This window comes from Candidatus Bathyarchaeota archaeon (assembly GCA_029882535.1).
GTDB lineage: Archaea > Thermoproteota > Bathyarchaeia > Bathyarchaeales > SOJC01 > JAOUKM01.
Map to the genome: position 1 here is coordinate 1 of JAOUKM010000009.1, position 11,070 is coordinate 11,070.

Genomic DNA, 11,070 nt, shown 5'->3' on the forward strand with positions numbered 1-11,070 from the left:
TTACTACAAAAACAAACCCAACACAAACAACTCAAAAACCACCCACAAAACACCCAAAAAACACCACAAACCAACACCAAACACAACCCAAAACAACAACCAAACCAAAAACAAAACCCAAAAAACAAACACAAAAACACAAAAAACCCCACAAAAAAAACCCACCCAAAACCTACAACCACAAACACCCCCCACTCACACAAACATCACCCAACACTAACCACCCTTCCTCTGCTTCAAAACCACATCCAACTCCACATCCGATATAGCCCCCACCTCATGCAACGTACTTGCAGCCTCACCAGCTCTCAACAAACAATAAAGCCTAATATCATCCTTCGCCAACACTTCCTTCCCCCCCTCTTCCCTATCAATCAACACCACAGCATCACCGACTACCCCACCCTCCGCCCGAATTGCAGACGCCGCCTCACGCAACGATCTACCCGAAGTAACCAAATCATCTAACAAAAGAACTTCATCGCCCGGCATCAACACACCTTCAACTCTACGTTCTCTACCATGCCTTCGCCGGGTTGGACGAGTGTAGAGAAAGGACTTGTTGAGATTATACGCAGTTACGGAAGCAAACGGTAAACCTGCTATGGGAATTCCAGCGATTCGCTTGAAGTTGTCGATTCCAACGTTATCCTTTATGAGTTTAACGTAAAGATCACAAATTTTGTGGAAAGCATCGGAAAAACTAGGCACTATCCGGAGGTCGATGTAGTAGGGGCTTATTTTTCCGCTTGTGAGCCTGAAAGTGCCGAATTTCAACGCGCCAATCTTATAGAGTATTTGGCAAAGCTGCCCTTTCATAAATTCCATCTCTACATCATCCTTTCCGCTCTTTTCCAACAATGTAAACATTACCTCGTTTAGCTACAAGACACTTTACCTTCAAAGCTTCTTTCGCTAACATTCCACAGAACCTGCTCAAGTCATCCCTCGAAGCCGTATGATAGGGTACTGCAACCTTTGGTTTAACGAGCTTTACAATTTCGATTCCAGTCTTGGGCGACGTACCCGGCGCTATGCCAACCGTGCAAAAAACAATGTCTGGCTTGTGGTTTTTGCCTATATCTTTCATTTCTGGAAAAGGCATGCTGTCAGCCGTGTGAAAGATTCTAACTTTGTCTTCACTAGTTATGAGAAATGTAATTGGTGTAGTTGCAGGCGGGTGATTACACATTTCCGCTCTTACTGTTACGTTATCAATTTTTGTTTCTGTTCCAAGAGTCATTTCTTGCAGTTTTTCTAAGGGAATCGTGTTGCTAAGTTTTTTAGTAGAAGTGGGGTCTGCGAGTATCTGGCATTGAGTTCGTTCCTGTATCTTTCTTATTAAGGGTCCGTCTAGGTGGTCGTAGTGTTCATGTGTGATAAGTATAGCATCTAAGGTTGTGAAGTTTTTAGCATTTACATCTACAGGATCTACTACTAGCGTTTTCGTTGGCGTTTTCACAGTGACACCAGCATAGTCGTTAAACCATTTAAAGGCTATTTCATTCTTTTTTGGAACCGTGCTTTCTATAGACATAAAAATTCCCGATAAGTGGTATGGTGTTTTTGGTTAAAAGAACTTATGCTGGCACTCCCCTTCTCAGGCAATCTTCGATACGCTTAAAAGCAATAGGGTTCAACAATTCCTTCACTCGGAGTGCCATTTCTATGGTAGACGTCTGGCTTCCATACGACAAAACAGAGATTTGCGCACGCATTCCAACTCGCAGCTTCCTCGGTATCATCAAGCCAGAGGAAAAACCCGGTGTGCCCGATGCAAGAGCTGAGATTTTGCGGGCGTTAAACGAGCCTATTGGTTCTAAACCCTTAAGTGAAATAGTAAATTCGAGCAACAAAGTCGCGATCGTTGTGGACGATGTTACTCGTCCTGCTCCCAGCCATTTAATAGTTCCTCCACTTCTCGAAGAGCTAAACCGACTCGGGGTTAAAGACGAGGATGTTACGATAATCTTCGGTTGCGGCACCCATAGAGCTGTTAAGCCCGACGAGGCTAGAGAACTCTTAGGCGAAGACGTTGTTAACCGCGTTAAAACTATAAGTCATGACTGCCACGCCGAAGACCACGTTTACATGGGAACGACCAAGAAATATGGAACAAAAGTTTTTGTCAACAAGATTTTCGCAGAAGCAGATGTCCGAATTCTGACGGGCGACATCGAAATGCACTATTACGCAGGTTTTGGCGGTGGCAGAAAAAGCGTTTTACCCGGCGTTAGCGGTACCAAAACAATTCAACACAATCACGCCATGATTTTGAATCCCAAAGCCAGAACCGGCATTTTAGAGGGAAATCCTATCCACGAAGACATGGTTGAAGCCGCAAGGCTGGCAAAAGCCGACTTTATTCTAAACGTTGTAACAAACAGTAAAGGCGAAATTGTACAAACTTTTGCTGGTGACTTGGAACAAGCTTTCTATAAGGGTGTGAAGCTGGTTGAGGAGATGTGCAAGGTGTCAATTGACCGCCGTGCAGACATCGTTATAGTAAGTCCTGGGGGGCACCCCGCAGACATTGACCTTTACCAAGCATACAAAGCGGTTGACAACGCCTTGGACAGCGTTAAGCATGGCGGCGTTATTGTTTTGGTGGCTGAGTGCCCAGAAAGCTATGGAAACGAGGTGTTTTATGAGTGGATGATGAAATTCAAAGACTCAAAGTCCATGGAAAAGGAAATTAAGAAACACTTCGCAATTGGTGGACACAAGGCTTACTATTTGTTGAAGGCTTTACAGAAAGCGCAAATTATCATTGTTACCACAATGCCCGATTATTATGCAGTCAACGTGTTCAAGCTTCGAACTGCGAGGGCTTTGAACGATGCTTTGGATGAAGCCCTCAAGATTGTAGGCAAAAAAGCAAAAGTTTGGGCAATCCCCAACGGTCACATAACTTTTCCACTAGTAAGAACTTAGTTGCACAAAACTAACGTGCCCTTTGACATGCACAACAAGCCAAATGGTCTGTGAGAAGTTAAGCTTCTATGGCATCTTGGTGCGTCAAGATTAATCCCATGTAACCCATGTCATGGTATTTCCCATCATCACCAAAATAGGCATCTTTACAAATGCCTTCAATTTTAAAGCCCAGCTTTTCATACATGTGTATGGCAATCTTGTTATCTGCCACAACGCTGAGGCCAATTCTATGCAGCCTCTCTTTCTTGGCTAGTTCGATCAAGTATTCGTTCATTGCCGTTCCAAGCCCAACATTGTGAAAATCTTGGTGCAAATAAATGAGCAATTCACCTATTCCTCTGTGTCTCGGGTTTGGATGTTTAAATATTTGAGCGTAGCCAACAATTCGGTTTCTGTATTCTGCCACAAGCGCGATAAGATGTTGTATGCGTGACCACCAACCTCTCTCTAAACGATCTTTTGTGTACGGTGGCATCGCCCATTCAAGAGCCTTCTTAGACATGGAGGCAAACATCTCAACCACTTTCTCTTTGTCCTTAGCCGTAAACCGTCTTACAACGGATTCTCTACCGTTCTTGAGTCTAACTCTTTTCAACATAACTCTTCAAAAAATCAATACATTGTCTCATTTAATGAGTTTTTCCTTCAATTTTTAGAACCCCTTCATCAGTTTAAAATAGATGCTCTATACACTTAAGACGGAACAAAACTTTCCTCAAGATGAAGTCAATGAGCAACATTATCGTGCAAACAGTAATCCCTATTTTTCTTCTAATCGGGATTGGTTTTCTTTCGAGGAAAATCGGAATTTTGAAATCGGGTGATGAACGGGTGCTCAGTGCCTATGTATATTACTTTGCACTACCTGCCTTATTTTTTGTCAATATGGCTGAAATAGATTTTACTGCAGAAATTCTTAGATTCATGTTCGCAGGAATCACCCCAATCCTTGTGGTGTTGACAATATACACAGTTCTTTACTCCGTATTCAGATTTTCAAAGGATACCCTTTACCTTTTGATTTTGAGCACTATTTTCGGTAGCTTAGCTTTCTTTGGCATACCCTTCATAACGCTTGCTTTCCCCGATAGGGAGCACCTGGCAACATTATCTGCGGCTTCCATTTCTGTAGTGAGCGTCACAACATCTCTAACAATCCTCGAGCTGTATAAGCTGGAGAAATCCACAAGATGGGAAGGAATAAAACACGTCGTCAGAAGACTTTCAAAAAATCCGTTGATCATATCAATTCTATCGGGCATTCTGGTATCTCTTATTAGAATAGAATTCCCTACGCCCATTTCAGCGTCCTTACACATGCTAGGAAGTACGACCTCCACTGTAGCTATTTTTATGCTTGGAGTCTTTCTCTACGGAAGAAAGTACACAAACATAACTAAAGCTTTAAAGTTGAGCCTGCTGAGAATAGTTTTCTTACCAGTAGTGGCTCTTTTAACTATCAAATTATTTGGACTGATAGGCATAGAACGCTCAGTGTTAGCACTTATGCACAGTATGCCAGTCGCCATTTCTATGATCATTCTCAGCGAACGTTATGACTTTTATAAAGAAACAATCGCCTCTCTTATCTTAATTTCCTCGCTTGGAGCCGCGGTGTATCTGAATTTGTGGCTTTTGTTACTGGATTAATAAAAGAAGCGTTTATTTTCGCTAGTGCGGAAGATCATTTTATTCTTAGCTCTTCAACTTCAGAAGCATCCAAAGCTGAAACTACAACTGATTTGTCCATTTTTTCTCTACCAAAATGAACCAATGTTTTTTCTTCTTTTTTGTCAGAGTAACGCAGAGTCAAAGCAGCTGCCTTCCTTAGAGCCTCCTTCGTTTTCGGTCCTTGCAACAAAGTGATGGGGCTACCACAATCGGGGACTTCCAAAAAATAACCGTTTTTTCCTCGCATTTTCTCTAATTGTTTGTTTTCATTTTCGTTCCTTCCAACGATTATTTTGTTCTTTCCAAATCTGAAATGTCTCCCTATCTTTAGCAAATTGATGTCTCTGGTTTCAACTTTTTTCTTGTGTTCGAATAAATCTTTGACTTTCAATGCAAATTCTTTATAGGTTAGCAAACAACCGCCAGCAGGACATGGATAGTCTTTAACGCCGAACTCTTTGGCGAGTTCAATTTGTTTCTTTCTCGATCTACCGCTTATGCCTAGCAGTTTTTCTCTGTCGACCCATCCTTTCTTTTCTGCTTCGGTCTCTGGCAGCAACTTCGCTGATAAAGGTCTCAAGATTTTTCCTTCTAAACCTGCCTCTTTCTCAATAAGGCTTAATGCTTTTCTATTCTGAGACATTGGTCTTTCGTTGAGGACTTCTCCTGTGAAAATGAAAGAAACACCAATTTCTTCAGCATATTTCTTGGCTTTTTTAAGCATGAAGATTCTGCAGTCAATGCAGGGATTCATGTTCTTTCCATAGCCATACTTTGGGTTCCTTAACACCTCAAGATAGTCTTTGCCCAGAGTAATCATTTTGAGTGGTATTTTGAGTTGTTTTGCCACTTCAGCAGCGCTGCGTTCACCTTTTCCATAAACATAGAATGGAGAGGTGAGATTCAATGCCACAACGTCTATTCCCTGCTTTTGAATTAGCTTCACAGCTAGTGTGCTGTCTAAGCCGCCTGACAATAACGCTAAGGCTTTCATACTGAACCTTCTAGATTTTCTACGCTCTCATTTGTTCTTATCGGTTTCGTAAACATATACATAGCGTACATAAATGCCAAAACATTTAACTTTCATACAAGTTGCCTAAACATTAGCGAGGAAGCAACACTTGCAGACAACCTTCACCCTTCGACCTTTTAAGCCCGGCGACCTCGAAAAAGTCGTAAGCATAAACCGCGTTTGCCTACCAGAAAATTATTCACATTATTTTTTCATGGACATATACGAGCGGTATTCAGCTACCTTCATCGTGGCTGAGCAAGAACAGAACATTGTAGGGTATATTATGTGCAGAATTGAAACAGGCTTTTCAAGTTTTGGCTTGTTCGGCATTCCTAAAAAGGGACATGTGGTTTCCGTTGCGGTATTGCCTGGGCATCAACACAAGGGCATAGGCAGTGCTCTTATGAAAGAAGCGATGAAGAACATGCGCTTGTATAGAGCGAAAGAATGCTATTTGGAAGTGAGGGTCAGCAATGTTCCTGCGGTGAACATGTATAAAAAGTTAGGTTTTCAAGTGGTACGTACAAAGCGCGGGTACTATGCTGATGAAGAAGACGCTTACGTCATGGCAAAAAAACTAAAGCAATAAAAAAAGGAATTAGGGAAAAATCCTCTTCCAAAGTTTTTGCTTTTCCTTTTGCGTTAGCTCTCGAATTTCTTTTGTTTTCAAGTCGAGTGTTGCAATTAAAACTTCCTTTGGCTCTTTTTTACGTCTTAGAGTGGCCTTTATCGCTAGTATGACGGCTTCTTCTAAACTCATGTCAGCTTTATATCCCCCTTTCAAGACTCCCTTCGTTTCGTCACCACCTTTGCCTTCCATGCAAGCTCTGTACTCTTGGGATGCGCCTGCGCTGTTAATCATGAACAATCTCGGCCTGTTTTGAGAATCCAAGCCTCCAATTATCATGGCTACTGCCAAGGGTCGGAAACCCTTTTTTTGCGCGTAAGGCTGCATAAATAGAGTCAATCCCTTAGCCAATGCTTCGACATCTACGTTGGCGTTTTCTTTCTTGAGTATCCCTGTTTGTTTTTTTGCTTCTTCTAAGACGAGAAGAGAGTCTTGTTGTATTCCAGAAAATGCTATAGCTATTGTTTCGGTTATTTTGAATATTCGATAAAATGGATTTGGCAGTATTAAGAACTCATCGCTAGGTGTTTCTTTAGCTAGAACAATGCCGTGGTTGCAGCATATACCCACCATTGTTCCACCTCGCTTCATAGATTCCATTGCATATTCTAGTTGGAATATTCTGCCATCTGGAGAGAACGCGGTTTCCACGTCGTAACCCTTTTGCAGTTGTGTTGGAACTGTGGAGAGGAAATATGTCAATGCTGTTCTTGCTAATTCCGCTTTGTTTCCTGCAAATCCCGCTTTTATCAAACTGTCTAGAGCCCTGTCTAAATCTTTCGGTATCACGAGTCTTACTTCAGGCATCCATCAAACCTCCATATAAACGGATAGATTTATCAATGATCTACAATCTTATAAATTTATGTGGTAAAATGCCCGTCAAAAGGGAAAACATAATGGAGATCATTGAGAATTTCTTCAAAACAAAAATCGACGAACGTGGGAGAATCTACATACCTAAATCTGTGAGACAAAGGTTTTCAATAAAGCTCGGCGAAAGACTCTATATTAAACTTGAAAACAACCACTTTAGCATATATACCGCAACAGCTATCAAGAAACTACAGCTAACCAGAAAGTTATCGGGGAAAGAAAATGTCTTCTAAAAGCCAAAGGGTTCAACATGCAATGGTTGAGTTGAAAGCCAAAGTAGACGGTTTAGAGACGATTCGAGATAAGTTGATTCAATATAGCGCTAAGCAAGTTGGCACTTTTCATCAAATCGACACCTATTACAAAGTTCCGAAAGGTAGGTTGAAACTGCGGGAAGTAGAAGGCAAAAGTGATGCTGAACTAATATATTACGAGAGAGAAAACGTTGCAGAGCCAAAAAGAAGCTCTGTTTTCATTCTAATAATTCCACAACCTCAAGTCTTTAGACAGATTCTTGAACGAATCATGAAGATTAAAGTTGTGGTGGATAAGGTTAGGGAAATTTACTTTTACGAGGGTATTCAGATTCACTTGGATATTGTTGAAGGGTCGGGTTCTTTCATTGAATTTGAACGTATAACCTCCCAAGATTCAGAGCAACAAAAAAAAGACCTCTCTAAGTTGGAGAAGCTCAGAGAAAAACTAAATATTAGCCCCCAAAGTTTAGAAAGGCTTTCTTATAGTGGTTTAATTTGATATCTCAACCATTGTTCTTCTCTTTCGTTCATCCAGTTCAAAAGTTTCAGCATGTTTTTTGCAAAGCCCAGCATACTGCCTAGAACTAATATAGCGAGGAAGAAACGCAGGTCAACCATCAGGTTAGTCTGCTCTATATTAACGTTGATTATGCCTGTGTTTAGAACGTAGCTGAAGTAAAGCACCATCATCAAAGAGTTCGCTATGCTGAAGATGTGTTGAAAAACTGTGCCGTGAGCCAGTTCGATTACGAAGACAAAGAATAAGAATAAAACGATCAAGGCTGTAAAGAGCGCTTGATAGTCATAAAAACCTTCAAAAGGAATCAGGAACGATGAAAAGACGACATAGAGAAGGTAAGTAATCGCTGTTTTAAACAATGCTTTAAAGAATCGTGGTATCATAATCCTCATCGTAAACCTGCCGTCTTTTTCCTTTACTACTTTATCCATAGTTTATCACCATAGGACCATAATCGAACATCTCAGTCTCAACATAAACACGAATCTGTCCTCTCTCTGTAAGCATTCCTGCATTAACCAACATTCCAATCTCGTTGTCATAATCCGCGTTGGATGGGACATCTATTGAAGCAGTGTCCTCTCCCATTAGTTGGTTTCTGTCATTGAAAATCTCAATCCGTATTGTTCCAGTTACGGTGAAGTAAGGTGAATGATTTTGGAAGCTGATTGGCACATTTACTCCTAAATGCGTAGTGTTATATGCGCTGTATTCAGGCATATCAGTAGTGAAATTAAAAAGTGGCGCGCCCCAAGGTATTGTTGCGTTTGCTTCGAATCCAAACGGTATTAAATTAGCATAGTTCAAGTAGATTGAACCGTAAAGAGTGAAGTTTGAGTCATCAAAGAGATAGTCTACTCGCGTCATAATTTCATTTACGTTGAAACTAACATTGTGAAAGATAATTGCGTTATTTTGAGGAGGAATTTGCGCTATGTAAGCAGCAGCTTTTGAAATTTGCCTATTTTCATAGTCTACAATGAGTGTTGTGACGTTGAAATCAGCTATGTTGTAGTAGCCTTTGTTGTCAAAGATAATCGGCAATGTTACAGTGAAGTCTTCTTCTGTAGAGGTCAAGATTGGTTCGCCGAAGTTTACACGAACTAATGTGACAGAGTAGGCACATGTTACGGCAAAAGCTAGGACCATTATCCAGAAGAAACGTGTGGCCCAGCTTAGCGCCCGTATTGGCACGTTCATTTGGGCTTATTCTTCCCTTTGGTTTTCAGGTGGAATGAGTACTGCTTTAGGTTCTTCTTGTTTGGGTTCTGGTATAGGTTGAGATGTTTGTTCTTGTGGGGCTGGAAGCGGAGACTGTGGCTCCTGTCTAGGTTGCTGAGGAGCTGGCTGCGGTTGTGCTGTCGGTGTTTGCTGCGCTTCTGGTTGAGGTGTTAGTTTCGGTTGCGGTTTTGGCGGTGGTTGTGCAGTAGGCTTTGGCTGTAGCTTTGGTTGCGGAGTTGGTTTTGGCTGTTTTACCAGTTGTGGTTTAGCTTGAGTTGCCGCTATTGGCGTAGCAACAGGAACAGATTTGTGTGTTACTAATGGGATGCCTCTGATAGTTAGTAGCGAACCTATCCATCCCATGATGCCGAGATACATTAAACGTACGCATGCTTGAATAAGAGGGGCTAGAGCCTCACCGAAAACCCTTGCTAAGTCGCCTGTAGCGACTATACCGAGTGGTTCTTGAAGGAATAAAAAGGCGTTTATGAAAGTGAAAGCTAAGAGAGCTACTCCGGCGAACAGAATAATAATTCCAGTGAGTTGAGGCTTATTGGATAATCCTATAGGCATTTTTTCATGTTCTCCTCTGTTTGGATTTGTATGTAATGGTAGTATCGTATTAAATCTTCTGTAGCAATAAACAATATTCCTTTACACACTTCCCACTTCAGATTCAAACTAACACATAACCTTGAGCTTGACAGAAACATACACGCACCTCATTTGCTTTTCATGTCTGGCATCTAACTGTATCCGAATAGATCTAGGAAGGCGCAGCACCACCTACACGCCATCAAACCTACATTCACAGCTTGTTAGAAGCGTATAGTACAAGACTTAGCCTAGTTGACATACAAGATCACCGCAATAAACGATTTTAATGCCTTCTAACAAATAGTGCCGTTTAGTTACCTTACAGGAGAATGTCCTTGAAAGCAGACGTAACAAAGAGAGGTGCAATCCTTTTAGGAAAGTATGTTGCCTGCGACGCCTTTGAAAAAACAAGGCCCTTAAGAGTTGTTACACACGCCCATGCCGACCACATGACCGGGTTGCAAAAAAGCCTAAAGAACTGCGACACTGTGGTGATGACGCCGGCAACTAAAGACTTAATCGACATTATGAAAGGACCATACTTGCTTTTAAGAGGAAATGTGAAAGCAATCGAATACGACAAGCCTTTAACTTACAACGATGAACAGTTAACGCTTCACAAAGTTGACCACATTCTTGGAGCAGCACAAGTGCTAGTGGAAGACGCTGAGGAAACACGTATTCTCTACACAAGCGACTTTCGAATCACAAACACTCCTGTCATCCAGTCAGACATCCTAGTAATAGAGGCCACATATGGCAGTCCATGGCACACAAGAAACTTCGAAGACGAAGTGAAACAAATGTTAATGTCCATTGTTGAGAAAGGATTGAAACAAGGCCCCGTCTATGTTTTCGGTTATCATGGAAAACTTCAAGAAGTAATGCAGATACTACACGAAGCAAGAATTAAAGCGCCATTCATAATGCCTGAAAGGATTCTTCGAATCTCGAAAATCCATCAGAAGCATGGAGCGAGAATTTGTAGACCTTTATTCCAAACTAAACATCCACTACAATCTACTCTCCAAGAACAAGAGCGTTATGTTGCTTTTTACCATATGAGTTGGCGCAAGAAAGTCGGTTTAGAGGGCTTTAGAGTGTGTGTGAGCGGGTGGGAGTTTGACAGGCCTTGTAGACAAACGGGTGAAAAGGAGTATGTAGTAGCCTTAAGCGATCACTCCGACTTCAAAGGCTTGCTAGAATACGTGAGGCAAAGCAAGCCAAAGCTGGTCATAACTGATAACTACCGAGGGCGAAACGCAGAGACGCTTGCAAAACAAATAGAAAAGCAACTAAGAATCGAAGCAAAACCTCTTCCATCATAACAATTCTATTTCATATC

General features: G+C 41.6%; 15 protein-coding genes. 7 read left to right on the forward strand and 8 right to left on the reverse strand.

The annotated features are described in order from the left end of the window. Positions 1–220: hypothetical protein (locus tag OEX01_03880; protein MDH5448127.1), on the forward strand; the 220-nt coding region annotated here is incomplete at its 5' end. Here the strand turns inward: OEX01_03880 and pyrE are convergent. Further along, positions 217–861: an orotate phosphoribosyltransferase gene (gene pyrE, locus OEX01_03885; protein MDH5448128.1), complete on the reverse strand. Its 645-nt coding sequence runs from the start codon at positions 859–861 to the stop codon at positions 217–219. The genes OEX01_03880 and pyrE overlap by 4 nt on opposite strands. Then, positions 836–1,537: an MBL fold metallo-hydrolase gene (locus OEX01_03890; GenBank protein MDH5448129.1), complete on the reverse strand. Its 702-nt coding sequence runs from the start codon at positions 1,535–1,537 to the stop codon at positions 836–838. Before OEX01_03890 ends, pyrE begins: the two co-directional genes overlap by 26 nt. 29 nt (positions 1,538–1,566) lie before the next feature. Here OEX01_03890 and larA point away from each other — a divergent pair, with 29 nt between their 5' ends. Beyond that, positions 1,567–2,934: a nickel-dependent lactate racemase gene (larA, locus tag OEX01_03895; protein ID MDH5448130.1), complete on the forward strand. Its 1,368-nt coding sequence runs from the start codon at positions 1,567–1,569 to the stop codon at positions 2,932–2,934. Between the two features lie 58 nt (positions 2,935–2,992). Here the strand turns inward: larA and OEX01_03900 are convergent, their stop codons facing one another. Then, on the reverse strand, positions 2,993–3,532 hold the full coding sequence (locus OEX01_03900; GenBank protein ID MDH5448131.1) for a GNAT family N-acetyltransferase: 540 nt from the start codon (positions 3,530–3,532) through the stop codon (positions 2,993–2,995). Between the two features lie 125 nt (positions 3,533–3,657). On the opposite strand from OEX01_03900, the gene OEX01_03905 reads away from it, so the two are divergent. Beyond that, complete coding sequence (locus tag OEX01_03905; protein ID MDH5448132.1) at positions 3,658–4,587, forward strand: AEC family transporter; 930 nt, start codon at positions 3,658–3,660, stop codon at positions 4,585–4,587. 34 nt (positions 4,588–4,621) lie between these two features. Here OEX01_03905 and OEX01_03910 read toward each other — a convergent pair whose 3' ends face one another. After that, complete coding sequence (locus OEX01_03910; GenBank protein MDH5448133.1) at positions 4,622–5,602, reverse strand: hypothetical protein; 981 nt, start codon at positions 5,600–5,602, stop codon at positions 4,622–4,624. Positions 5,603–5,732: 130 nt separating this feature from the next. Between OEX01_03910 and rimI the strand changes: the two genes are divergently transcribed. Next, entirely contained in the window at positions 5,733–6,215 is a 483-nt protein-coding gene (gene rimI, locus OEX01_03915) for a ribosomal protein S18-alanine N-acetyltransferase (GenBank protein ID MDH5448134.1), read from the forward strand. 9 nt (positions 6,216–6,224) lie between these two features. Here rimI and OEX01_03920 read toward each other — a convergent pair whose 3' ends face one another. After that, positions 6,225–7,061: a hypothetical protein gene (locus OEX01_03920; GenBank protein MDH5448135.1), complete on the reverse strand. Its 837-nt coding sequence runs from the start codon at positions 7,059–7,061 to the stop codon at positions 6,225–6,227. Positions 7,062–7,129: 68 nt separating this feature from the next. On the opposite strand from OEX01_03920, the gene OEX01_03925 reads away from it, so the two are divergent. Then, a complete protein-coding gene (locus OEX01_03925; protein ID MDH5448136.1) occupies positions 7,130–7,363 on the forward strand; it encodes an AbrB/MazE/SpoVT family DNA-binding domain-containing protein in 234 nt (77 codons plus the stop codon). 22 nt (positions 7,364–7,385) lie between these two features. Continuing rightward, positions 7,386–7,886, forward strand: coding sequence for a class IV adenylate cyclase (locus OEX01_03930; protein ID MDH5448137.1), 501 nt, complete (start codon positions 7,386–7,388; stop codon positions 7,884–7,886). Here OEX01_03930 and OEX01_03935 read toward each other — a convergent pair. From OEX01_03935 to OEX01_03945, 3 genes are read right to left on the reverse strand one after another with little or no spacing between them, the layout of a single operon-like run. Next, complete coding sequence (locus OEX01_03935) at positions 7,868–8,338, reverse strand: hypothetical protein (GenBank protein MDH5448138.1); 471 nt, start codon at positions 8,336–8,338, stop codon at positions 7,868–7,870. The two genes, OEX01_03930 and OEX01_03935, sit on opposite strands and share 19 nt — an antisense overlap. Further along, positions 8,331–9,107: a hypothetical protein gene (locus tag OEX01_03940; protein ID MDH5448139.1), complete on the reverse strand. Its 777-nt coding sequence runs from the start codon at positions 9,105–9,107 to the stop codon at positions 8,331–8,333. The genes OEX01_03935 and OEX01_03940 overlap by 8 nt, the downstream gene beginning before the upstream one ends. 6 nt (positions 9,108–9,113) lie before the next feature. Further along, positions 9,114–9,701: a hypothetical protein gene (locus OEX01_03945; protein ID MDH5448140.1), complete on the reverse strand. Its 588-nt coding sequence runs from the start codon at positions 9,699–9,701 to the stop codon at positions 9,114–9,116. 359 nt (positions 9,702–10,060) lie between these two features. On the opposite strand from OEX01_03945, the gene OEX01_03950 reads away from it, so the two are divergent. Beyond that, positions 10,061–11,053: an MBL fold metallo-hydrolase gene (locus OEX01_03950; protein ID MDH5448141.1), complete on the forward strand. Its 993-nt coding sequence runs from the start codon at positions 10,061–10,063 to the stop codon at positions 11,051–11,053. Positions 11,054–11,070 lie beyond the last annotated feature (17 nt).

Bases quoted from the DNA above. Each gene is read 5' to 3' on its own strand.
- OEX01_03890 (MDH5448129.1), bottom strand. From the start codon at position 1,537: ATGTCTATAGAAAGCACGGTTCCAAAAAAGAATGAAATAGCCTTTAAA.
- OEX01_03905 (MDH5448132.1), top strand. From the start codon at position 3,658: ATGAAGTCAATGAGCAACATTATCGTGCAAACAGTAATCCCTATTTTT.
- OEX01_03910 (MDH5448133.1), bottom strand. From the start codon at position 5,602: ATGAAAGCCTTAGCGTTATTGTCAGGCGGCTTAGACAGCACACTAGCT.
- OEX01_03920 (MDH5448135.1), bottom strand. From the start codon at position 7,061: ATGCCTGAAGTAAGACTCGTGATACCGAAAGATTTAGACAGGGCTCTA.
- OEX01_03925 (MDH5448136.1), top strand. From the start codon at position 7,130: ATGCCCGTCAAAAGGGAAAACATAATGGAGATCATTGAGAATTTCTTC.
- OEX01_03930 (MDH5448137.1), top strand. From the start codon at position 7,386: ATGGTTGAGTTGAAAGCCAAAGTAGACGGTTTAGAGACGATTCGAGAT.
- OEX01_03935 (MDH5448138.1), bottom strand. From the start codon at position 8,338: ATGGATAAAGTAGTAAAGGAAAAAGACGGCAGGTTTACGATGAGGATT.
- OEX01_03940 (MDH5448139.1), bottom strand. From the start codon at position 9,107: ATGAACGTGCCAATACGGGCGCTAAGCTGGGCCACACGTTTCTTCTGG.
- OEX01_03945 (MDH5448140.1), bottom strand. From the start codon at position 9,701: ATGCCTATAGGATTATCCAATAAGCCTCAACTCACTGGAATTATTATT.